Annotated in this window: 18 protein-coding genes and 1 pseudogene; 9 read left to right on the top strand and 10 right to left on the bottom strand. The window is 63.6% G+C overall.

What is annotated here, in order from left to right; translation table 11 throughout:
• Positions 1-193: 193 nt before the first annotated feature.
• Complete coding sequence (locus AC27VQ_RS20810; protein ID WP_313527974.1) at positions 194-1,261, bottom strand: ABC transporter substrate-binding protein; 1,068 nt, start codon at positions 1,259-1,261, stop codon at positions 194-196.
• A gap of 78 nt (positions 1,262-1,339) precedes the next feature.
• On the opposite strand from AC27VQ_RS20810, the gene AC27VQ_RS20805 reads away from it, so the two are divergent.
• Together AC27VQ_RS20805 and AC27VQ_RS20800 are read left to right on the top strand one after the other, a co-directional pair.
• The gene (locus AC27VQ_RS20805; RefSeq protein ID WP_488717793.1) at positions 1,340-2,014 is read left to right on the top strand and encodes a response regulator; all 675 of its coding nucleotides are present in this window, start codon (positions 1,340-1,342) and stop codon (positions 2,012-2,014) included.
• A complete protein-coding gene (locus tag AC27VQ_RS20800; RefSeq protein ID WP_488717792.1) occupies positions 2,011-3,402 on the top strand; it encodes a sensor histidine kinase in 1,392 nt (463 codons plus the stop codon). Before AC27VQ_RS20805 ends, AC27VQ_RS20800 begins: the two co-directional genes overlap by 4 nt.
• Here the strand turns inward: AC27VQ_RS20800 and AC27VQ_RS20795 are convergent.
• Complete coding sequence (locus AC27VQ_RS20795) at positions 3,399-4,040, bottom strand: LysE family translocator (protein ID WP_488717791.1); 642 nt, start codon at positions 4,038-4,040, stop codon at positions 3,399-3,401. The genes AC27VQ_RS20800 and AC27VQ_RS20795 overlap by 4 nt on opposite strands.
• A gap of 164 nt (positions 4,041-4,204) precedes the next feature.
• Here AC27VQ_RS20795 and AC27VQ_RS20790 point away from each other — a divergent pair, with 164 nt between their 5' ends.
• Together AC27VQ_RS20790 and AC27VQ_RS20785 are read left to right on the top strand one after the other, a co-directional pair.
• The gene (locus AC27VQ_RS20790) at positions 4,205-4,690 is read left to right on the top strand and encodes a MarR family winged helix-turn-helix transcriptional regulator (protein WP_488717790.1); all 486 of its coding nucleotides are present in this window, start codon (positions 4,205-4,207) and stop codon (positions 4,688-4,690) included.
• Positions 4,687-5,907 carry a multidrug effflux MFS transporter gene (locus AC27VQ_RS20785; RefSeq protein WP_488717789.1) on the top strand — a complete coding sequence of 407 codons (1,221 nt, stop codon included), beginning with the start codon at positions 4,687-4,689 and terminating at the stop codon, positions 5,905-5,907. The genes AC27VQ_RS20790 and AC27VQ_RS20785 overlap by 4 nt, the downstream gene beginning before the upstream one ends.
• A 226-nt stretch (positions 5,908-6,133) precedes the next feature.
• Here the strand turns inward: AC27VQ_RS20785 and AC27VQ_RS20780 are convergent, their stop codons facing one another.
• On the bottom strand, positions 6,134-7,357 hold the full coding sequence (locus AC27VQ_RS20780) for an argininosuccinate synthase (RefSeq protein WP_488717788.1): 1,224 nt from the start codon (positions 7,355-7,357) through the stop codon (positions 6,134-6,136).
• A 187-nt stretch (positions 7,358-7,544) separates the two neighbouring features.
• Here AC27VQ_RS20780 and AC27VQ_RS20775 point away from each other — a divergent pair, with 187 nt between their 5' ends.
• The 3 genes and pseudogenes from AC27VQ_RS20775 to AC27VQ_RS20765 all read left to right on the top strand — a co-directional run.
• Positions 7,545-8,396, top strand: coding sequence for an SDR family NAD(P)-dependent oxidoreductase (locus AC27VQ_RS20775; RefSeq protein WP_488717787.1), 852 nt, complete (start codon positions 7,545-7,547; stop codon positions 8,394-8,396).
• Between the two features lie 189 nt (positions 8,397-8,585).
• Positions 8,586-9,134, top strand: a complete 549-nt coding sequence (locus AC27VQ_RS20770) for a phospholipase D-like domain-containing protein (RefSeq protein WP_488717786.1) — start codon at positions 8,586-8,588, stop codon at positions 9,132-9,134.
• Between the two features lie 574 nt (positions 9,135-9,708).
• A pseudogene (locus AC27VQ_RS20765) lies at positions 9,709-9,807 on the top strand (LysE family translocator); the annotation flags it as partial.
• On the opposite strand, the gene AC27VQ_RS20760 reads toward AC27VQ_RS20765, so the two are convergent.
• The 6 genes from AC27VQ_RS20760 to AC27VQ_RS20735 all read right to left on the bottom strand — a co-directional run bounded on the left by AC27VQ_RS20760 (position 9,791) and on the right by AC27VQ_RS20735 (position 17,933).
• Complete coding sequence (locus AC27VQ_RS20760) at positions 9,791-12,505, bottom strand: capsular polysaccharide export protein, LipB/KpsS family (RefSeq protein WP_488717785.1); 2,715 nt, start codon at positions 12,503-12,505, stop codon at positions 9,791-9,793. The pseudogene AC27VQ_RS20765 and the gene AC27VQ_RS20760 overlap by 17 nt on opposite strands.
• 273 nt (positions 12,506-12,778) lie before the next feature.
• The gene (locus tag AC27VQ_RS20755) at positions 12,779-13,573 is read right to left on the bottom strand and encodes an ABC transporter ATP-binding protein (protein WP_488717784.1); all 795 of its coding nucleotides are present in this window, start codon (positions 13,571-13,573) and stop codon (positions 12,779-12,781) included.
• Positions 13,573-14,451 carry an ABC transporter permease gene (locus tag AC27VQ_RS20750; RefSeq protein WP_488717783.1) on the bottom strand — a complete coding sequence of 293 codons (879 nt, stop codon included), beginning with the start codon at positions 14,449-14,451 and terminating at the stop codon, positions 13,573-13,575. Before AC27VQ_RS20750 ends, AC27VQ_RS20755 begins: the two co-directional genes overlap by 1 nt.
• 118 nt (positions 14,452-14,569) lie before the next feature.
• Positions 14,570-15,523 carry an ABC transporter substrate-binding protein gene (locus tag AC27VQ_RS20745; protein WP_488717782.1) on the bottom strand — a complete coding sequence of 318 codons (954 nt, stop codon included), beginning with the start codon at positions 15,521-15,523 and terminating at the stop codon, positions 14,570-14,572.
• A gap of 117 nt (positions 15,524-15,640) precedes the next feature.
• Positions 15,641-16,879 carry a dual-specificity RNA methyltransferase RlmN gene (gene rlmN, locus AC27VQ_RS20740; protein WP_488717781.1) on the bottom strand — a complete coding sequence of 413 codons (1,239 nt, stop codon included), beginning with the start codon at positions 16,877-16,879 and terminating at the stop codon, positions 15,641-15,643.
• A gap of 160 nt (positions 16,880-17,039) precedes the next feature.
• Positions 17,040-17,933 carry a LysR family transcriptional regulator gene (locus AC27VQ_RS20735; protein ID WP_488717780.1) on the bottom strand — a complete coding sequence of 298 codons (894 nt, stop codon included), beginning with the start codon at positions 17,931-17,933 and terminating at the stop codon, positions 17,040-17,042.
• Between the two features lie 125 nt (positions 17,934-18,058).
• Between AC27VQ_RS20735 and AC27VQ_RS20730 the strand changes: the two genes are divergently transcribed.
• The gene (locus AC27VQ_RS20730; RefSeq protein ID WP_488717779.1) at positions 18,059-19,459 is read left to right on the top strand and encodes an MFS transporter; all 1,401 of its coding nucleotides are present in this window, start codon (positions 18,059-18,061) and stop codon (positions 19,457-19,459) included.
• Between the two features lie 67 nt (positions 19,460-19,526).
• On the opposite strand, the gene leuC is transcribed toward AC27VQ_RS20730, so the two are convergent.
• Positions 19,527-20,936, bottom strand: coding sequence for a 3-isopropylmalate dehydratase large subunit (leuC, locus tag AC27VQ_RS20725; protein WP_488717778.1), 1,410 nt, complete (start codon positions 20,934-20,936; stop codon positions 19,527-19,529).
• A gap of 347 nt (positions 20,937-21,283) precedes the next feature.
• On the opposite strand from leuC, the gene AC27VQ_RS20720 reads away from it, so the two are divergent.
• Positions 21,284-23,182: a CASTOR/POLLUX-related putative ion channel gene (locus AC27VQ_RS20720; protein WP_488717777.1), complete on the top strand. Its 1,899-nt coding sequence runs from the start codon at positions 21,284-21,286 to the stop codon at positions 23,180-23,182.
• Position 23,183: the final 1 nt, after the last annotated feature.

Genomic DNA, 23,183 nt, shown 5'->3' with positions numbered 1-23,183 from the left:
AGCCGTGGCGGCACGAACGTTTGGGTTCGCGGGCGCAAAAACAGTCGGCTGAAGTCTCCTCCCGATCTCCCGTCCGCCTCCACGGACGATGAAGAGCCCTAAACCAGCACAAGAAGCTGACATCTAACTGACATGGAGCGCAGCGGCGTGTTGTCGAGAGGCCAAACGGGTTATTAAAGCCGCAAAATCCGGCCTATTGCTTGCGCAGAACCTCGTTCCAGCGCGCGATCAGCCGGGCGCGCTTGACCTGGTCGAGATAGACCATCAGGCCGGGACTGACGGGAACGGGTTTCAGCTGCGCGCCGAGCAGCGCGCTCATGGTGCGCGCCGTGTTGGAGCCGGAGACATCGGGGCTGACGGCGGCGATCTGCAATTCGCGCGACAGGATTTCCTGGCCTTCCTTCGACATGAAAAAGGCGAGATAGCGCCGGCCGAGGTCCGGCGAGGCCGCTGCCTGCGGCACGAGGCCGATGCGCGACATCACGACGGTATAGTCCTTCGGCAGCACGATGCCGACATTCGGATCGCGCGAGGCCCAGTCGGCGGCATAGGAGCCGAGGATGTTGTAGCCGAGCACGAAGCGCCCGTCGGCGACGCGTTCAAGGATCGCCGAACTCGTCGAGTAGAGCTTGACACCGGCCGCACCCATCGCCTGGATCACCGTCCAGATATCGCCGAACTGTTCCTGGTCGCGTGCCATGAAGAGGAAGCCGACGCCCGAGCGCTCGATGTCATAGGTGCCGATACGGCCATAGACCTTTTCACCCTCGCTCTTCAGGTAATCCACGAACTCCGCCCGCGAGGCCGGCGGCTTTCTGCCCTTGAAGCTCGGCTTGTGATAGACGAAGACGGCGGGCTCGAAGGTCAGCGCATAGGCCGTGTTGCGCCAGTTGGCCCATTGCGGCCAGCGATCGCTCATCGGCAGGTCGCTGCGCTGGGCATAACCGTCATTGCTGAGCTTGACCTGCAAATCCATCGCTGAGGAGAAGGCAAAATCCGCGGTCTTCTCGCCGGCATCGGTCTCGTGCACGATGCGGTCATGCACCTCGCCGGTCAGCATTTCCTCATAGCGCACGGCGACATCGGGATTGGCCGCCTGGAACCCGCGGATCATCGGCCGCGCCAATGGCTCGTCGAGCGAGGAATAGACGACGAGAACGGGCGCCTGCGCATTGCCGTCGCGTGCCGGAAACAGGGTCGCATCGGCGAAAGCGGAGAGCGGCGCGGAAAGCAGCGCGAGAAGGGTGAGGACAAGACGCATGGCGCGACCTTGCCAAAGCGCAAGGCCGTTCACAAGCCCGCCCGCCACGGCTAAGGTCTGGCGGGGAGGACGACACGCTTGCGCATTCTACTGGTCGAGGACAACGAAGCCCTGGCGGATGGCCTTTTCGCGATCCTCAAGGGCACGGGCCATGCGGTGGACGTGGTGCGCGACGGCACCTCGGCGGATGCCGCCATCGCGTCGGAGAATTTCGATCTCGTCATCCTCGACCTGACCCTGCCCGAAATGGACGGGCTCGACGTGCTCCGCGCCATGCGCGCTCGCCAGAGTAGGGCCGCCGTCTTGATCCTGACGGCGCGCGGCGCCCCGGACGAACGGGTGCGCGGCCTCGATCTCGGCGCCGACGACTATATGATCAAGCCCTTCGACATCTCGGAATTCGAGGCGCGCGTGCGCATGCTGCTGCGCCGGCAGGCGGGCCTGCGATCCTCGGAAATCAGCTATGGTGCCATCGCGCTCGATCTCAATTCCCGCACCTTCTCCGCCGACGGCGCGCCGCTCGATATCCCGGCCCGCGAGGTCGGTCTTCTGGAAATCCTCTTCATGCGCGCGGGAAAAGTCGTCTCCAAGGAGGCGATCATGCAGTCGCTCGCCGCCTTCGACGACGACCTCTCCGCCAATGCCATCGAACAATATGTTAGCCGGCTCAGAAAACGCCTTGCGCCGCATGGCCTGACCGTGCGCACCGCCCGCGGCATCGGCTATTACCTCGACAAGGCGAGCGCGGCTTGACCCTCCTTCCCGCCTCCTCGCTGCGCCGCCGCCTGCTCGCCTGGCTGCTCGTCTCGACGGCCGTCATCGGCGTCGCCGCGCTCATCGATACCTGGCGCGAGGCGGTGAAGACCGCCAATGTCGTCTCCGACCGCGTACTGGCCGGCTCCGCGCTCGCCATCGCCGAACGCGTCGTGGTGACGGAAAACGGTGCACTGGAAGTGGACATCCCCTATGTCGCGCTGGAAATGCTGACCTCGGCGGCACAGGACCGCGTGTTCTACCGCGTCGATGGGCCGCCCGGCCAGTTCATCACCGGCTACCAGACCCTGCCGACCATCCTCGACATGCGGGGACAGTCCACCGCCTATCAGGATGCCACGTTCCGCGGCGAGCCGATCCGCATCGCCGTGCTGCAACGCTCCGCCTCGACCGGCATCAATTCCGTGCCCTTCGCCGTAACGGTCGCCGAGACCACCATCGCCCGCCGCCAGCTCGCGCAGGCCATCCTGCTGCGCTCGGCGCTGCGGCTGGCAATGATGATCGCGGGTGCCGCCACCATCGTCTGGATCGCCGTCACCGTGTCGCTGCGCCCGCTCTACCGGCTGAGCGATGCGATTGCCGAGCGCAATCCGAACGACCTGCACCCGATCGAGCAGCGCGTGCCGAGCGAGGTGCAGGGCCTCGTCGTGACCGTCAATTCCTTCATGGTGCGCCTGCAATCGGCGCTCGATGCGCTGCGGCATTTTTCCGGCAATGCAAGCCATCAGCTCAGAACGCCGCTCGCCATTATCCGCACCCAGCTGGCGCTCGCCGGCCGCGCCAATACGCTGGAGGAGGCGCAGGAGGCCGCCCGCAAGGGCGATGCCGCCGTGGCCCATGCCGAGCGTATTCTCGCCCAGCTCCTGCTGATGGCGAAGATCGATGCCGCCGGCTCCAACGAGCCGCAGAAACCGGCCCCGATCGATATCGCGGCATTGGCCCAACAGCTGACGGCCGACCGCGTGCCATCGGCCGCCGAAGCCGGCATCGATCTCGGTTATGAGGGCGACGGCCCCGCCTTTGCCCACGCCGAACCGCTGCTCTTCGGCGAGCTCTTGCGCAACCTCGTGGAGAATGCACTCGCCTATGTCGGCGACGGCGCGATGGTGACAGTCAGCGTGCGTCAGGCCGCCGATGCCGTGCTGCTGACCGTCGAGGACAACGGCCCCGGTATCGCGCCCGAGCGCCGCAACCTCGTGCGCCAGCGATTTTCACGCGGCGACCACCGCGATGCCCCCGGCATGGGGCTCGGCCTACCGATCGTCGAGGAGATCGCAACGCTCTTCGAGGCGACCATGGCACTGGAAAGCGGCGCGAACGATCGTGGCCTTCGCGTAACGATCCGCTTTCCCGCTGTCGTCGTTTAAGGTTTACGCCAGCCCAAGAGGCCGGGCGCGGCGTGCCAGACGGCCTGAACCGCAAAGCCCATGAAGAGCAGGCCGGACATGCGCACGATCGCCAACTCATGGCGGCGGTAGAAACGCCGCACCATTCCGGCGCCGATGATGCCGATCAGGATGATATCCGCCATCAGGAAGCCGAAGAAGGACACACCGAGCAGGGCCGGCAGCGCATCGAAATCCAGCGCATTGGACGAGCCGGCGAGCAGCGCCGTGAAGGTCGCCAGCGCCACCGGATAGCCTTTGGGATTGGTGAGGCCGAAGACGAGGCCACGGCGCAGCGGCCGTTCGACGGTCATGACGGCGGCTCCGTCCTGTCGAGGCTTGGCGCGCAGCGCCGACCAGCCGATCCAGGCGAGATAGAAGCCACACAACAGACCCAGCACGTCGAACACCATCGTGCCGATCGTCTTGGCGCCGACAATGGCGACGAGTGCCAGCGTCGACCACAGGAGATCGCCTGCGAGGTGGCCGCCCATGAAAAGCGCGCCAGCCTTGCGGCCCTGCCCCGCTCCGATGCCGAGAAGGGCGAGAAAGGCCGGGCCGGGGATAAGCACATAGAGCAGAGCAGCCATGAAGGCGCCGAATAGCATCGAGCTGGTCATGAAGGAATCCCCTTGAATCTCAAGGTATTCCAGCCCGTAGCAGCGGTTTCGTCAAGGGCGCATTTGCCGTTTCGCAAAGCAGCCATGCGCTACCGCTCTAGCTTGACGGTTGTTCATTCCGGCCGCGCATAGTAAGTTAAACTTACATAACTCAGAAAGCGATCATGCCCTCAAGACCCGATCCCGACGCCCTCGGTTTCGTCCTCATCGACGTTGCCCGCATGCTCCGCAGTGCCTTCGAGCGCCGCATCGCTACTGCCGGTCTCGGCCTGACGCCGGGGGAGGCGCGCACCCTGGTGCGTATCGCCACATTGGAAGGCAGCCGCCAGCTCGACATCGCCCAGCGCATGGGCATCGAGCCGATGACGCTTTCGACCTATCTCGACCGCCTACAGAGCCTCGGCTTCATCGAGCGCCGCGCCGACCCGTCCGACCGTCGCGCCAAATTGATCTACACGACACCGACCGCCGGCGTGCTGATCGGAAATATTCGTGACGAACAGGTCGAACTGATGCAGCATGTAACGAGCGGCATCGGCGAGCAGGACCTCGAAGCCATGCGCGAAAAACTGAAGCGGCTGCGCGCCAACCTGTCGGCCCTTGAGGAAGACAGCACCGCGCTAAGCCTCGTAAAGGAACTGGCGCAATGACACTGCCGCGCATGAGCGAACGGCGCACCAGCATCATCGCCGCCTTCCTCGTGGCGCTCGGCCCGGTCTCCATGGCGCTCTATACGCCGGCCATGCCGCAGCTGGTGCATGCCTTTTCCTCCACGGAATCGGCGATCAAGCTGACGCTGTCGCTCTATTTCGCCGGCTTCGCATTGGCGCAGCTGGTGTCCGGCACCACGTCCGATGTGCTCGGGCGGCGCAAGACGACGCTGATCTTCATGTCCGTCTATCTCGTCGGCAGTCTGATGGCCGCTTTTGCCCCGACCGTCGGCGTGCTGCTCGCCGGCCGCCTCGTGCAGGGCATCGGCGCCTCCGTCGGCATGACCGTCTCGCGCGCCATCGTGCGCGACCAGTTCACCGGCACCAAGGCCGCCCGTATCATGAATATGGTGGGCATGATGCTCGCCATCGGCCCGGCCGTCTCGCCCACACTCGGCGGCTTCGCACTCGGCCTGTTCGGCTGGCAATCGATCTTCTTCCTGATGGTCGGCTTTGCGCTCGCCGCCTGCGGCGCCGTCTATTTCTGCATGAGCGAGACGACGGTGCCCGATCCCGCCAAGGGCCATATCGGCCCCATCCTGCGCGGCTATGGTGAACTCGCCATGAGCAGCCGCTTCGTCTCCGCCACGCTCGTCATGGCCGGCGCCGTCGGCGCGCTCTACGGCCAGGCGACCATGCTGCCCTTCGTGCTCATCGACCGCGTCGGCCTGACGCCAACCCAGTTCGGCGTCGGTATGCTCATGCAGTCCGGTTTCTTCTTCGCCGGCACGGTCGCCGTGCGCCTGCTGATGCGCACATTCGCGCCCGATCGGCTCGTTCCGGCCGGTCTTTCCTTCATCGGCGTCGCCAGCATCTTCATCGCACTCGCCTCGCATCTCCTAGAGACACCAACCTTCCTCAGCGTCATGGGCCCGGTCGGCCTCTATGCCTTCGGCATCGCCTTCGTCATGCCCTATATGATGACGGCCGCCATGGAGCCCTTCCCGCATATCGCAGGCTCCGCCTCGGCCGCCATGGGCTTCATCCAGATGGGCTCCGGCTTCCTCGCCGGCCTGATCGCCGCCGCCATCGGCGTGCCGCTCTTCGCCTTTGGCACGATCATCCCGGCGATGGGCCTGATGGCAATCCTCTCCTATGCCTGGTATCGCGCGGTGTGCAGCCGCGAGGCACGGCTTGCGACGGAACCGGCGGAGTAGCTCGCCAACGCGATAACGAGGGCGAGACCCCGCCTCCTCCCCGCCGTCATCCTCGGGCTTGACCCGAGGATCCATGCATCCGCACCACTCGTGGTATGGATCCTCGGGTCAAGCCCGAGGATGACGAGGAGTGTGTGGCGTTGCTTTACACAAGAAACCTGCCTTCAAACGCAAAAAGGCCCGCTGCCATCTCCGGCAGCGGGCCTTTTCATGAATGCTGTCGCGATCAGCCGCGCTTGTTACGCGCGGCGAGGGTGCGCAGGCGCAGCGCGTTCAGCTTGATGAAGCCGGCGGCGTCCTTCTGGTCGTAGGCGCCCTGGTCGTCCTCGAAGGTGACGAGCTTGTCGGAATAGAGCGACTTGTCCGATTCGCGGCCGATAACCATGACATTGCCCTTGTAGAGCTTCAGCGTCACTTCGCCTTCGACATGCGTCTGGCTCTTGTCGATCAGCGCCTGCAGCATCTCGCGCTCCGGCGAGAACCAGAAGCCGTAATAGATCAGCTCGGCGTAACGCGGCATCAGCTCGTCCTTGAGGTGCGCGGCACCGCGGTCGAGCGTGATCGATTCGATGGCGCGATGCGCGGCGAGCAGGATGGTGCCGCCGGGCGTCTCGTAAACGCCGCGCGACTTCATGCCGACGAAGCGGTTCTCCACGAGGTCGAGGCGGCCGATACCGTTGTCGCGACCGTAATTGTTGAGCGCCGCAAGCAGCGTTGCCGGCGACATGCGCACGCCGTTGATCGAGACGGCATCACCGCGCTCGAAGCCGACCTTGATGATCGTCGCCTTGTCGGGTGCGGCTTCCGGCGAAATGGTGCGCATATGCACATATTCCGGGGCCTCGACGGCCGGGTCTTCCAGCACCTTGCCCTCGGAGGAGGAGTGCAACAGGTTCGCATCGACGGAGAACGGCGCTTCGCCCTTCTTGTCCTTGGCGACCGGGATCTGGTGCTCTTCGGCGAATTCGAGCAAGTGCGTGCGGCTCTTGAACGACCAGTCGCGCCATGGCGCGATGATCTTGATGTCGGGGTTCAGCGCATAGGCCGAAAGCTCGAAGCGGACCTGATCGTTGCCCTTGCCGGTCGCGCCATGCGCGATGGCGTCGGCGCCGGTCTTGGCGGCGATCTCGATCAGGTGCTTGGAAATCAGCGGACGGGCGATCGACGTGCCGAGCAGATAGACGCCCTCATAGACCGCATTGGCACGGAACATCGGGAAGACGAAATCGCGCACGAATTCCTCGCGCACGTCCTCGATGAAGATCTCCTTGATGCCCAGCATCTCGGCCTTCTTGCGCGCCGGCTCCAATTCTTCGCCCTGGCCGAGATCGGCCGTAAAGGTCACGACTTCGGCGTTGAGTTCGGTCTGAAGCCACTTCAGGATGATCGAGGTGTCGAGGCCGCCGGAATAGGCGAGAACGACTTTCTTCACGTCTTTATGTGATGCCATGATGATGAGGTCCGTTGCATGGAAGGGCCGCGGAAGACCCGCGAAGGCCCGGTGTCGCGGGCACTTTTAGCGAGATTGGCGCGTGACGCAAGGGCGGGCACCGTCGCATCCTGACGCAAGCAGGGTTTGACGCCGCCGCAAGCGACCCCATATTGCGCAGGACTGGACCATGGAAGGGGATGAACCCATGACCGACCTCAAGGACATCATCAAAAAAGACAATGTCGCCGTCGTCACCGGCGGCGCCTCCGGCATAGGCCTAGCCGCCGCGCGGCGCTTTGCCGAGGCCGGCATGTCCGTCGCGATCGCCGATCTCGGCGGCGACCGGCTGGGCGACGCCCGCCTCGAACTCGAAGCCATTGCCGGCGAGGCCAATGTCATGGCCGTGGAGACGGACGTCGCCCATCGCCACGAGCTGGAAGCCCTCGAACGCGCAGTATTGCAACGCTTCGGCCGTGTGCACGTCCTCATGAACAATGCCGGCATCCAGCCGGACACCTCGATCTTCAGCGCCGAGGCCAACTGGGACCATATCCTCGCGGTCAACCTGATGGGTGTCATCCATGGCACGCAGGTCTTCGGACCCAACATGCTGGCCCATGGCGAGCCCGGCCTCATCATCAACACCGGATCCAAGCAGGGCATCACCACCCCGCCCGGCAACCCCGCCTACAATGTCTCCAAATCGGGCGTGAAGGTCTTCACCGAGGCGCTCCAGCACGAGTTGCGCAACACCGAAGGCGCGAAACTGTCCGCCCATCTCCTCATTCCGGGCTTCGTCTTTACCGCACTCACCAGGGGCAACCGCACGGAAAAACCCGATGCCGCCTGGACGCCGGCCCAGACCGTCGATTTCATGCTCGAAAGCCTCGCGCGCGGCGATTTCTACATCCTCTGCCCCGACAACGACGTGCCGCGCAAACTCGACGAGAACCGTATGGCCTGGGCGATCGGCGATATCATCGAAAACCGCCCGCCGCTCTCGCGCTGGCACAAGGACTATGCCGAGGCCTTCCGGACCTTCCTGGAAGACCGGTAAAAGACCATCACAAAGCGTGATTGGTCATTTCGTAAAAACCGGATTAGGGTTGCGATCCCAAGCTTCTATGGCGACAAGAGGTAGATTTCACTATCCGCACCCAATAAAACTTCGCATCTCTTGCCATGGTTTTGGTGAGGAATGAGATATTCCAGCGCATCTTCAAGAATATTCTGGCATGGAGAATTTATGAGGAAGATAGTATATGGTGGCCTGATTTGCGCGTTGTGCACTGTCAATGCCGCAGCAGATGACGCTACTATTCACGGGCCGGCCACGGCAGAAATTTCCGTATGCTTCACACCATATGAACACTGCTCCAATCAGATTGTGGCAGCTATTGATGACGCCAAAACATCGATACTTGTTCAAGCTTACGAGTTTACAGCAAAACCCATTATTGATGCTCTGGTCAGAGCGAAAAATCGAGGCATCGACGTGAAAGTGATCCTTGATTTTCAAGAGGCCCATCAAGAGGAAAATAGCGGACTGCCAAGCATGATCAGCGCCAGCATTCCGGTCTGGATCGATCATCCGAAACACACCGCCCACAGCAAGCTTATCATTATCGATGAAACCCTTGTTATCGGCGGCTCTTACAATTACGCGCCGACCTCAGAGAACAAGAATGCGGAAAACGCGACGTTCGTAAACAGTGCAGAGGTCGCCGGCTGGTACGTCGAAAACTGGCAAAGCAGACAAAAAGTATCGCAGCCGTCTTCTGGTGAGCGTCCTTGAATTTATAGGGCGACGCGCCGGCCCCGTACCGCACCAGGCCAAGGAAAGGTTGTCCGGAAAATCTGCACCGCCAGGAGGAGTGGAGCTTCTACCTGAGTGTGGCCTGGATGCTGAAAATTGCGCTCTGCACAACGGACTTGCCGAGCGCAAAGGAGGGATCGGCCGCAGGCACAAGCTGTCGGTTATATGTCTGGCCTGACTTCTCGGCTTGTGTCGTCGCAGTGTCTGCGAGCGGTCGATCTTGTCTTTCTGTATCTGAGATAAATCGACGATCATCCTGTCCTGCGGCAGCCATTGTAGAATCGGTTACCGCCTTGAAGATGAAAGAACGGCTCCAGAGCCGCCGCGGAATCGGCGACGTTGCCGCCCATGGATATTGCATCCCTTTGGGTGCGATGATTGTACCTTGGTTCTCAAGTGTACTGTTGTAGGCATCGACATGGGCGGTATAGAGGCCGGTGTCATATCCAGAAAGATATGCGGTCTTGCCTACGAATAGATACTGATCATCTGTTTGACTGTTGCCCAGTTGATAGCGCGGGTTCAGCCAGGCGGCGAGTTGTTCGATGCCTAGCTGCAGCGAAACCCAAACGTGCTGCGCGGCATCGACTACACGTTCGCCGGCGTCTTCTCGGTCTTCGCGGCAAAAATCCTGCTCACGCAGGCGCGGTGACATCAGGCATCACGCTGAGGGCGGCCAGGCTCTGATGCTGCGGCAAGCGCACCGACGGCGATCTGCCGGCGGGCAGGAGTTCCGCCTTCTTCCGGCTCACGAAATCGACCAGTTCCTCGACTTCGATCCGCTCATGGGTCTGCGGGTTCACGTAGCGCGACGCCTCGATATAGGCGAAGTGGAAGACGTCCTCGATCGTGCGCTTGCGGCTGCGCCGCCCGGTTGCGCAATGATCCACGGTCAGGCCCCAGCCGGCGTAGAAGGGTGCGCCGTAGCAGTGAACCTGACGGCCAGCCATCAAGGCCTCGAAACCGGTGAGCGACGAGACGACGAAGACGATTTCGGCGAGATCGATCAGGGCATAGGGGTTGCTTTCTTCCTGAATGAAGAAGACCCGGTCGCGATCCTTTGCCGGCACCTGCGGCAAGCTCTTGTCGAAATAGCCCCGCTTGCCCCGGCCGCTCGGATCGACATAACCGCTGACGATGATGTCGTGGTCCGGATAGCCGGCAAGCGCGTCCTTCACCATCCGGTCGAACGCCCGCTCGTCGGCGAGGCCGAATTCGACGGACTCATTGCCGTATCGCTGGTCGATGACGAGCAGCTTCGCCCGACCGGGCCGCCCAACCTGCAGGGGAATATCCGGAGCGTGGTTATATCGCGATATCCGGGCTTCCACGATCTTCCGGATGGCGGCCAAAGCGCGTCGGCGTTCGATGTTGTTAAGGATACGTCCATGCTCGAGCACCCGCTCGAGGCCGGACTGGCGCGTCGCGTCGTAATGGGCGGTCGTATCGTCGATGATCACGGAAAGGGCCGGCTCGCTGGCAACACCCGTGCTCAACGACCGGATGAACCCCTCCTCGATGATCACGACCGGCTTGCCGAGCAGCCGCGCCGTGCGCTGCTGTTCCTTGGCGTCCCGCCCCTTGAGGCCGACCTGGAAGAACGCCTCGACCGAGGCCATTTCCATGAGGCTCTTTCCAAGGCTGCTTTTCAGCGCGCGGATATTGAGAAGTTTCGGCAGGAAATAATGTGCCGTGCCGAGGAGCTCGTCGTTGCTATCGACGGCAGCGACATCCAGCATCTGCCCGGAGGCGAGCTTCTGTATGGGCGTGGGCGCGGCGGACGGCGCAATCGTCCCTGAAACCATATCCGATAGGAAAGAGCGGATGCGCGGTGCGGCCTGGCCATCGAACGCGCCGATGCCGAACATATCCGCCGCCCATTGCATTCCATCCTCGTCCCGTTCCCAGCGGCCAGCCAGCATCCGGTCGAGAACCGGGGCGGCTTCCTCCAGCGAACGGACGACCGGAATGCCGGCCCGGTCCCAGAACTGCGCGAATTCGACATATTTCAGCGAGAGCGCGCAGCGTCCGAGCAGCAGCCCCTCGAACAGCATCGTGCTGTTGACCGAGGTCACGATATCGCAATGGAACAGCGCTTCCTCCGGGGCGACGAGATAGCAGGTCGCGTCATCGAAGGCCGCATAGGCGGATTGCAGGATCGCGTTTCGAAGGACGAGGCCGAGAATATCGTCCTTGGAAGGTGGAAGCCGGACGATGAGCTGTGCGTTGTTGGTCTCGCAATACCGCAGCAGGTCGGCGATGGCGGCACGCTGCGATTCCCGCGCCCGGGTGGTATCGAGCTGCGAATCCAGCGGCTGCGAAGCAAAAAGGATGATCTTCTTTTCGGGATTGAGGCCAAACAGCGCCGCGAACTGCGCCCGCGTCAGCATCGGTTCATAGTCGTAATAGGTATCGAATTTCGGCGCGCCGACGATCCGGAAGCGCTCGGCGGGATAGCCGCGCTCGACGAAGATATCCTTCTGCAGGCTGCCCCAGCCGAGGATCACATCCGAAAGCGGGATCGAGGCATGGCTGGAGGGATCCCAATAATATTTGCTTCGGTCGACGAAGACCGATTCATGCGGAATCAGGATCGTCGGGATGCCGAGCTCCTGACAGACGCTCACGATGATCCGCATGACCGGCGCCCAGTCGAACGTCACGATCACGCCCGCAATGGCCGAGCGGATCGGCACCAGCCGGCGCACCACCATCTGGCGGTAGAGATCGGGATGGGACCGTGCGAAGCGTAGGATGTTGCGGCGGTTTTCGTTGTTGTCGACATCCTTCATGATGTCGAAGGGCAGGATCTCGTAGGCCGGATCCTCGATGCGGCTCATCAGGGCATCGCCGTGTTCAGCAATCCAGGGCACATAGAGAAAGACCGGTTTGCCGGATGCCAGCGCCATTTTCGTGTGAAGCGTCGGACGGGACTGGAACCAGGAAGGGATCGACCGCTCGGCATCCGCCGATGCACGTCCCCCGGACGGCAGAACCGTCAGGAAGCTTGCCGGGATATCGGGACGGGTTTGCGTAAGATCGACGGTGGGAATGCGAAAGCGCGTGCAGAACGCCTGGACGAAACGCGGAAGTGGGCTGTCCGCACGATAGACACGCGCCCGGCCATCGGCCAGCAGCCAGGGCGCCCATTTCGTGTAGAACTCCCACCGTGATGGCCCGCCATCCCGCGAGCGAACCCGCTCACCGGGGAAATATTGCCGCAGCACTTCTTTCGGCGCCCTGCGCACGAAAAGGACACGCAAGGGTTCTTCGGACGGACGAAACCTGTCGAGGGGAATGCGCGCGTATCGATAGACCGCCTTCAGCGCTTCCATTGCCATAGCCCGCATCACATTCGCCCTCTAGAGCATTTCCAGCCGAAGCGGCATCGCTTCGGCGTCGGACAATGCGGTTAAGACAAAAACCAGAGCGGCGTAGAGCCGCGTGTTCGCTCCTCCGGAGGCTTCTCTATAGCGATGGTCTGCGACAGTTTTGTTGCAGCCTTGTTACCGCGGGGCACCGCTTCGAGCTCCACATTCAAGCCGCTGGAAACAAAGCATATAACGACAAAGGCCGGCTGTGCGTGCAGCCGGCCTTTGTTCGATTGTGACAGGATGGGCGCCTCAGCCGATCAGCAGGGCGTCGTCGTCCAGCGTCTGGCCGCGCATCTTGCGGAACATCGCGATCAGGTCCTCGACCTGGAGGTTCTTTCGGTTGTCGCCCGCCACGTCGAGCACGATCTCGCCGCCATGCAGCATGACGGTGCGGTGGCCGTAGTCGAGGGCCTGCCGCATGGAATGCGTCACCATCAGCGTTGTCAGCTTGCGCTCGGAGACGATCTTCTGGGTGAGGGTCATGATGAACTCGGCCATGCCGGGGTCGAGGGCTGCGGTGTGTTCGTCGAGCAGCAGCACGTCGGAGCCGGCGAGCGTGGCCATGACCAGCGAGACGGCCTGACGCTGGCCGCCGGAGAGCAAATCCATACGGTCGCGCATGCGGTTTTCAAGGCCGAGATTGAGTTCGGCGATGCGCTCGCGGAAGATGGAACGACGCTGCGGGCCGAGCGCCGAGGACAGGCCGCGGCGTTTACCACGACGGGCGGCGAGCGCCAGATTTTCCTCGATGGAGAGCGCGCCGCAGCTTCCGGTCAGCGGGTCCTGGAAGACGCGAGCGACACGGCCAGCGCGGGCGGCAGTGCCCTGGCGGGTGACGTCGGCTGTGCCGATCTTCACCTGGCCTTCCGTGGCAATGACATCGCCGGCGAGAACGCCGAGCAGGGTCGACTTGCCCGCACCGTTCGAGCCGATGACGGTGACGAACTGGCCTTGCTCGATGGTGAGGCTGACGCCGTTCAACGCCTGCTTCTGCAGCGGCGTGCCCTTGCCGAAGGTGACCTTGATATCGGAAACGGAGATCATCAGGCGGCTCCTCCGCGGCGAAGGCGCGGCAGGACGAGCGCCACGGTGACGAGCAGCGCCGTCACGAAATTGAGGTCGGAGGCCTGCAGGCCGAGCACGTCGGAGGACAGCGCAAGCTGGATGGCGATGCGGTAAAGGATCGAGCCGAGCACGCAGCCGATCAACGCCATCAGAATACCGCGTGTGCCGAACAGCGTCTCGCCGATAATGACGGCGGCAAGACCGACGACGATGGTGCCGACACCGGAGGTGACGTCGGCAAAGCCGTTGGTCTGCGCGAAGAGTGCGCCGCCGAGGGCGACCAGCGCGTTGGAGAGCGCGATGCCGAGATAGATCTGGCGGTTGGTATCGACGCCCTGTGCGCGGGCCATGCGGGCGTTCGCCCCGGTCGCGCGCATCGAGAGGCCGGCATCGCTTTCCAGGAAGCGCCAGACGAGGATGACGGCGAGGACGACGAGAACGAAGATGAAGAGCGGCCGGACGTAGAAATCCCTGAGACCATGGCCGAAGAACGGGCTCAGCATCGTCTCGGCATTGATCAGCGCGACATTCGGCTTGCCCATGACGCGCAGGTTCACCGAGAACAGCGCGATCATCGTCAGGATCGACGCGAGCAGATTGAGAATGCGGAAGCGCACATTGAGCATCGCCGTGACGAGACCGGCAGCGGAGCCGGCCAGCATGGCGACGAAAGCGGCAAGCCAGGGGTTCACGCCCGCGATGATCAGCACCGCCGTGACGGCAGCACCGAGCGGGAAGGATCCGTCCACGGTGAGGTCAGGGAAATCCAGCACGCGGAAGGCAAGGTAAACGCCAACGGCGACGAAGGCATAGACCAGCCCCAGTTCGACGGCACCCCAGAAGGCAATCAGGCTCACGGCTCTTCTTTCTTTCTCGCCCGTTCCGCAGATCGTGCGGGAAGGGTCTTTTTAACAGATCAACCGCTGCCGGCGATCCGGCAGCGGTTGATCCCAATTGGCAATGTCGGACCGAAGCTTATTCGATCACGCGGGTCGCGCGGCCGATGAGGGCTTCCGGCAGGGTGACGCCCATCTTGGCGGCCGCACCCTTGTTGACGACGAGGTCGGTACCGGCGGCAACCTTCACGGCGATATCGCCAGGGTTTTCACCCTTGAGGATGCGCACGACGATTTCACCCGTCTGCTTGCCGACGTCCTTGTAGTTGAAACCGAGGGCCGCGATGGCGCCGCGCGAAACGGAATCCGTGTCGGCGGTGAAGAGCGGGAGCTTGGCTTCCTCGGCAACGGAGACGGCACCTTCCAGAGCGGAGATGATCGTGTTGTCCGTGGGCACGTAGATCGCATCAGCACGGCCGACGAGGGCGCGCGCCGCACCCTGCACTTCGGCGGACTTGGTCGCAGCGGATTCGACGACCGTCAGGCCGGCCTTTTCGGCTTCGGCCTTGAGCACGGCGAGCAGCGACACGGAGTTCGCCTCGCCGGAATTGTAGAGGAAGCCGATCGTCTTGGCGTTCGGCAGGATTTCCTTGATGAGGGCCAGGTGCTCGGCGACCGGCGACAGGTCGGAAAGGCCGGTGACGTTGCCGCCGGGCTTGTCCATGTCGGTGACGAGCTGCGCACCGAGCGGGTCCGACACGGCCGTGAAGACGACCGGGATGTCCTTCGTCGCGGAAACCACGGCCTGCGCCGAGGGCGTGGAGATCGGGACGATCACGGTCGGATCTTCACCGACGAACTGGCGGGCGATCTGCGCGGCCGTCGCGGGGTTGCCCTGCGCCGACTCGTAGATGAACTTCAGGTTCTCGCCTTCCTTGTAGCCGGCCGCTTCCAGCGCTTCCTTGACGCCGTCACGGGCGGCATCGAGGGCCGGATGTTCGACGATGGCGGTCACGGCGACCGTGACCTCTTCGGCCTTTGCGGGAAGAGAAATCGCGACCGTGGCCGCGAGAGCGAGGAGAAGTTGACGCATGAAGGGTCTCCCTGGAATGATTTCAGGGCGTTTCTAGGCAAAACGGCCCTTCAGATCAATTCTTGGAAAGCGCTTCATCAATCACATTTCCTGATAGATGCCTGCGGCAAAACCGCCTCAGTCATCTTCGCCGTGGCCGACGATCATCATGGCCTCGAAGGCCATGCGCTCGACCTTGCGCATACGTTCGGATTCCGACTTCAGCTGGCCGCAGGCGGCGAGGATGTCGCGGCCGCGCGGTGTGCGGATCGGCGAGGCATAGCCGGCCTGGTTGATGAAATCGGCGAAACGCTCGATCTGCTCCCAGTCCGAACACTGATAGTTCGTGCCCGGCCAGGGATTGAACGGAATGAGGTTGATTTTTGCGGGGATGCCCTTGAGCAGCTGGGTCAGCAGCTTGGCATCCTCAAGGCTATCGTTGACGTCCTTCAGCATCACATATTCAAAGGTGATGCGGCGGGCGTTCGACAGGCTCGGATAGGCGCGGCAAGCGTCGAGCAGCTCCTTCAGCGGATACTTCTTGTTGATCGGCACGAGCATGTCGCGCAGCTCGTCGCGCACGGCATGCAGCGAGATCGCCAGCATCACCCCAATCTCGGAGCCCGTGCGGTAGATTTCCGGCACGATGCCCGAGGTGGACAGCGTCACGCGGCGCTTGGAAAGCGACAAGCCATCGCCGTCGGTGGCGATCAGCAGCGCCGTCTTGACGTTCTCGAAATTGTAGAGCGGTTCGCCCATGCCCATCATGACGATGTTGGAGACCTTGCGGCCCTCGGCAGGCGCAATCATGCCCGCAGGCGTGTCGCGGTCCGGAAAATCGCCGAGCCGGTCACGAGCGAGCAACAGCTGCGAGAGGATTTCCTCCGCCGTCAGATTGCGCACCAGCTTCTGCGTGCCGGTGTGGCAGAAGGAACAGGTGAGCGTGCAGCCGACCTGGCTGGAAATGCACAGAGTCCCGCGGCCCTCTTCGGGAATGTAGACGGTCTCGATCTCGACGGGCCGGCCAGCGCCGCGCGCGGGAAAGCGCAGCAGCCACTTGCGCGTGCCGTCGTTGGAAATCTGCTCGTCGACGATCTCCGGGCGGGCGATGGTGAAATGCGTCTTCAGCATTTCCCGCATGTCCTTGGAGACATTGGTCATGTCGTCGAAATCGGAGACGCCGCGCACATAGAGCCAGTGCCACAGCTGGCTGACGCGCATCTTCACCTGGCGCTCGGCCACGCCCTTCTCGACCAGCGCGCGGCCCATATCCTCGCGCGACAGGCCGATCAGCGTCGGCTTTTCGGCGGCCGGGATGGTGCGGACGACCGGCGCCTTGACCGGGTCGGCGATGTTGAGAAAATCCATGCTTGCCATCGGGTCAATCCTCAAGAACAGGCAGCGCCGGCGCAGGCTTTTGCGCCATGGCGGTCCATGCTCGACTGAAGTTCATTGCAGGCCAGGAAATGCCGGGAAGTGCGGCTTACGGCCCAGTTGCCGGCCCTTTAGCATTGTTTCACCGGAAAGTCACGGCCCATCAGGGCCGCTGGCAGATCTCGCGCAGGCAGGCTCGCAGCCAGCGATGCGCCGGGTCGGCATCCATGCGCGGGTGCCAGAGCAGCGAGACGGTGAAGTCGGGCAGATCGACAGGCAGCGTAAAAGCTGTCACGCCATCGCGAAACGACGCCGTTGACCGGTCGGAGACCTGCGCGATCAGGTTGGAGTTTTTTGCGAGCGTCGCGGCCTCGGTAAAACTCGGCACCGTCACGACGACGGTGCGCGACAGTCCCATCAGCGCCAGCACCTCGTCGACCGGACCACGGTCGCGCCGGCCGCGCGAGACGAGGATGTGGCCGCCGGCCGCGTAGCGCTCCGGCGTGATCGGCCCGTCGAGCAGCGGATGTCCCTCACGCACGATGCCGATGAAGCGATCGCGGAAGAGCGCCTGGGCGCGAACCTCCGGCCCCGTCGTGTCGCCAATCACGCCCGTTTCGAGATCGACGATCCCGTCGCGGAGCGGCGTGCTCTCCTTGTCGGGCTTCGGCACGAAGCGCAGTTTCACGCCCGGCGCCTCGAGCGCCACGCGTGCCAGCAGCGCCGGCCCATATGTATCGACGAAGCCCTCGCGGTTGCGCAGGGTAAACGTTCGCACAAGGGTCTTGAGGTCGAGGATCTCGGCCGGCCGCAGCAGCGCCTCCGCGTCCTGCACGATCTGCCCGACCCGCTGGCGAAGTTCTACCGCCCGCGGCGTCGGCACCAGGCCACGCCCGGCCCGCACCAGCAGCGGATCGCCCGTGGCGTCGCGCAGCCGCGCCAGCGCGCGGCTCATCGCCGAAGGGCTGAGCCGGAGCCGCCGGGCGGCCTTTGCGACGCTGCCTTCGGCAAGCAGCACGTCAAGCGTCACGAGAAGATTGAGATCGGGCCGGGACATGCATGATCCTAACATGCCGGCCGGAGAATGATATGGCGTCAGGCGCACGAATATAGTGCAATCCATGCGCATTCCGCCCTATCAGGGAAAGGCCTATCTGCTCTGGAGAACCAAGGAGCAGCTCCATGCAAGACAGAGAAACCTTAACGGCGGACCGGAACAGGGTCGGAGCCCTTGCCGGCCTGTCGCTCGCCATCCTGTTATCCTCGCTCGGCACGAGCATCGCCAATGTCGCCCTGCCGACGCTGGCACAGCACTTTGCCGCCCCCTTCCCGCACGTGCAGTGGGTCGTGCTCGCCTATCTGCTCGCCAGCACCGTGCTGATTGCCGGCATCGGACGCCTCGGCGATATCTTCGGCCGTCGCCGGCTGCTGCTGGCCGGCCTTGCGGTGTTTTCCGCCGCCTCGCTTCTGGCGGGCCTCTCGCCGTCGCTGCCCTTCCTCATCGCCGTCAGGGCCGTTCAGGGGGCGGGGGCGGCAGCCATGATGGCACTGGCCATGGCCTTCGTCAGCGAGACCGTGCCGAAGAAGCGGATCGGCAGCACGATGGGCCTGCTCGGCACGATGTCGGCGGTCGGCACCGCACTCGGCCCCTCGCTCGGCGGCCTGCTGATCTCAGCTTTCGGCTGGCCTTCGATCTTCCTCGTCGCCGTGCCCTTCGGTATCGCCGCCTTCGTCCTCGTGCGGCATTTCCTGCTCGCCGACCGCAAGGCCGCCACCACAGCCCACTTCGACCTCGTCGGCGCCGTGCTGCTTGCAACGTCGCTTGCCGCCTATGCGCTTGCCATGACGGCCGGCGAAGGCCGCATCGGACTTGTGAATACTGCGCTCGTCGCCACAGCCGTCATCGGTGCGATCCTATTCATCGTCAGGCAAAACCGAACCGCCTTCCCGCTGATCCGCCCGGCCGCCTTCCGCCGCCCCGGCTTTCCCGCCAGCCTTGCGGCCAACATCCTCGTCGCGACCGTCATCATGGTGACGCTCGTCGTCGGGCCGTTCTACCTGTCGCGCACGCTCAGCCTCGGCCCGGCGGAGGTCGGCTTCGTGCTGGCGGTCGGCCCCGTGGTGTCCGTTCTGACCGGCATGCTGGCCGGACGCCTCGTCGATCGTCTCAGTGCGGCCCCCATGGTTGCCGCCGGACTTGCCACGATGGCGGCCGGCGCGGCCGGCCTGCCCGTGCTCTCCGCGTTGTTCGGCCTGCCCGGCTATATCGCGGCGATCGTCGTGCTCACCCCCGGCTACCAGCTGTTCCAGGCTGCCAACAATGCCGCCGTCATGACCGGCATCGCCGCCGACGAGCGCGGCGTCATCTCGGGCCTGCTCAACCTGTCGCGCAATCTCGGCCTGATCACCGGCGCCTCGCTGATGGGCGCAATCTTCGCCGCCGCCACGGGCACAAAGAATCTTGCCGACGCGGCGCCGGCCGCCGTCGCCTTCGGCATGCAGGTGACATTCACCGTGGCCGCAGCACTGCTCCTCGTCGCGCTCGGCCTGTCGCTGCCCGGTTTCCGGCGCGCCACGGCCTGAACGGCGCAAACGAAAAAGGCCGGGATTTCTCCCGGCCTTTCTGCATTTTACGGCGATGGAACCGTGATCAGTTGAACGTACGGATGTCGACGAAGTGGCCGGCGATGGCGGCGGCCGCGGCCATGGCGGGCGACACGAGATGCGTGCGGCCCTTGAAGCCCTGGCGGCCCTCGAAGTTGCGGTTCGAGGTGGAGGCGCAACGCTCGCCCGGCTTCAGGCGGTCGTCGTTCATGGCAAGGCACATCGAGCAGCCCGGCTCGCGCCAGTCGAAACCGGCAGCCTTGAAGATCTTGTCGAGACCTTCGGCTTCCGCCTGCTCCTTCACGAGGCCGGAGCCCGGAACGATCATGGCGCTGACCGTGGAGGCAACCTGCTTGCCTTCAACGACGGCGGCGACAGCGCGCAAGTCCTCGATGCGGCCGTTGGTGCAGGAGCCGATGAAGACGCGGTCGATCGCGATGTCGGTGATCTTGGTGTCCGGCTTCAGGCCCATATAGTCGAGCGCGCGCCACTTGGAGGTTCGCTTCGTTTCGTCCTCGATCTCGTCAGGGTTCGGCACCACGCCTTCGATGGAGACGACGTCTTCCGGCGAGGAGCCCCAGGAAACGATCGGCGGGAGGTTCGCGGCATCGAGCACGACCACGCGGTCGAAATGCGCACCCTCTTCCGTGTAGAGCGTTTTCCAGTAGTCGATCGCCATGTCCAGCGCCTGGCCCTTCGGCGCGCGCGGCTTGCCCTTGATATATTCGAAGGTCTTTTCGTCGGGCGCGATGAGGCCGGCGCGGGCGCCGCCTTCGATCGTCATGTTGCAGATCGTCATGCGGCCTTCCATCGACAGCGAACGGATGGCTTCGCCCGCGAACTCGATGACGTGGCCGGTGCCGCCGGCCGTGCCGATCTCGCCGATGATGGCGAGGATGATGTCCTTGGCGGTGACGCCGTCCGGGAGCTTCCCGTCGACGCGCACCAGCATGTTCTTCGCCTTCTTCTGGATCAGCGTCTGGGTGGCCAGAACATGTTCCACTTCCGACGTGCCGATACCATGCGCCAGCGCGCCGAACGCACCGTGCGTCGAGGTGTGGCTGTCACCGCAGACGATGGTCATGCCCGGCAGCGTGAAACCCTGCTCGGGGCCGACGATATGCACGATGCCCTGGCGCACGTCCTTTTCGGAGTAATATTCGACGCCGAATTCCGCCGCGTTGTTGGCGAGCGCCTCGACCTGGATGCGGCTCTCCTCGTTCTTGATGCCCTGGTGGCGATCCGGCGACGTCGGAACGTTGTGGTCGACGACGGCGAGCGTCTTTTCCGGCGCGCGGACCTTGCGGCCGGCCATGCGCAGGCCTTCGAAGGCCTGCGGCGACGTCACTTCGTGAACGAGGTGACGGTCGATGTAGAGAAGACAGGTGCCGTCTTCCTGGCGGGAGACGATGTGGTCGTCGAAGATCTTGTCATAGAGGGTACGGGGTGCGCTCATGGCTTTTCATCCGTCTGGCATGTTTGGGATCATGGAAATCGACAGCGCGAGGCTGCAGGACCGCGAGCGATCAGGATAGGCGGCCGGTGAGCGTCCCGAAGACGCGCGCAAAGAAGCGTGCCGGCAGGCGCTTGTGATCCTGCAGCACGACGACATGCTTTTCCGTGCATCCGAATTTGGATTCCATGTGCTCGCATATAACGATTTTCTGCCGCCTCGGCAAGTTGGCGCGACGTGCCGCCGTTTACGCTTCTTCCGAAAATTTCCAGCCCGCCTCCTTGCCGCCACCCGGAATTTTTGACACTCGATAGACGTATCCGGCGGGAAGCCGGCTTTAGGGGACAGATATGAAGACGATTACCTGGCGGGACCGCCTGCGCTACCAGTTCGACAAGAGCATGGCGGCGGGGCCGATCGCCCTGATCGGCTGGCTGGCCGTGATCTCGCTGGTGGTGATCGTCATCGCCGGCCTGTTCCTGGCGCTGACCGGCATCGCGCCCGAGGGCGGCTCGCCGGTCTCCTTCATCGAGGGATCCTGGGAATCGCTGATGCGCACCATGGACGCCGGCGCCATGGGCGGCGACACCGGCTGGAGCTTCCGCGGCGTCTCGCTCGTCGTCACCGTCGCCGGCATCTTCGTCTTCTCCGCCCTGATCGGCGTGCTCTCCTCCGGCCTCGACGAGAAGCTGGACGAGCTGCGCAAGGGCCGCTCGCATGTGCTGGAGAAAGACCATACAATCATCTTCAACTGGTCGCCCTCGATCTTCGACGTGATCTCCGAACTGGTCATCGCCAATGAGAGCCGGCGCAATCCGCGCATCGTTATCATGGCAAGCAAGGACAAGGTGGAGATGGAAGACGAGATCGCCGACAAGATCGCCGATCTCAAGAACACCCGCGTCATCTGCCGCAGCGGCGACCCGACCGACCTCTACGACGTCAATATCGTCAACCCGCAGGCCTCGCGGTCGATCATCGTGCTGTCGCCGGAAAGCGACTATGCCGATTCCGAAGTCATCAAGACCGTGCTGGCGCTCGTCAACGATCCTGAGCGCCGCAAGGAACCCTACCAGATCGCCGCGGAAATCCGCGACGCCAAGAACGCCGAGGTCGCCCGCATTGTCGGCGGTTCCGAGCTCCAGCTGGTGCTGGCCGACGAGCTGATCTCGCGCATCGTCGTCAGCTCCTCGCGCCAGGCCGGCCTCTCGGCGGTCTATACGGAACTGCTGGATTTCGACGGTTCGGAAATCTACGCCCTCGAGCAGCCGGCACTGGTCGGAAAGTCCTTCGGCCATGCCGTGATGGCCTATGACACCTCGACGCTGATCGGTCTCTGCGACGTCGATGGTGTCGTGCATCTCAACCCGCCGAACAGCCGGGTCATCGCGGCCGGCGAGCGGGCGATCCTGATCGCCGAGGACGATGCCGCCATCAAGCCGCGCACCGGCGATTTCGACGTCGATCGCGAGATCGTGCGCCCGCCTGTGCAGCACACCGAAGGACCGGAACGCACCCTGCTGCTCGGCTGGAACCGCCGCGGGCCGATCATCGCGCAGGAACTGTCGCGGTATGTGGCACCCGGCTCCGAACTGCTGATCGCCGCCAATCGGCCGGATCTCGAAACGATCGTCGCCGGGCTGTCCTATCTCAAGGAAAACCTTGCCGTTCGCTGCACCGTCATCGACACGACGAACCGCGCATCCCTCGATGCGCTGGACGTTCCCTCCTACGACCACGTGCTGGTGCTCGGCTACAGCGACGACATGGCGCCGCAGCCGGCCGACACCACGACGCTGGTGACGCTCTTGCAGCTGCGCAAGATCGCCGACGCCGCAAACCAGCATATCGGCATCGTCAGCGAGATGATCGACGTGCGCAACCGCAACCTCGCCGCCGTCACCCGCGCCGACGACTTCGTCGTCAGCAACAAGCTGGTCAGCCTGATGCTGGCGCAGGCCTCGGAAAACGAGTTGATGGCCGACATTTTCGACGAGTTGCTCGACGAGGACGGTTCGGAAATCTACATGCGCCCGGTCACCGACTATATCGCCATCGACCGGCCGGTGAATTTCTACACCGTCACGCTCGCCGCCCTCATCCGCGGCGAAGTGGCGCTCGGCTACAGTCGCGCAACGACGGCCGGACATGATCCGCGCAACATGGGCGGGGTCGTGGTTAATCCGGTGAAGTCGGAGAAGCTATCGTTCGACGCTGCGGACCGCCTGATCATCCTTGCCCGGCAATAAC

The organism is Shinella sp. 20P9.1.1, assembly GCF_057798995.1.
Note: the sequence above shows the minus strand (reverse complement) of the source record. Positions and strands in the feature narration are given on the sequence as shown.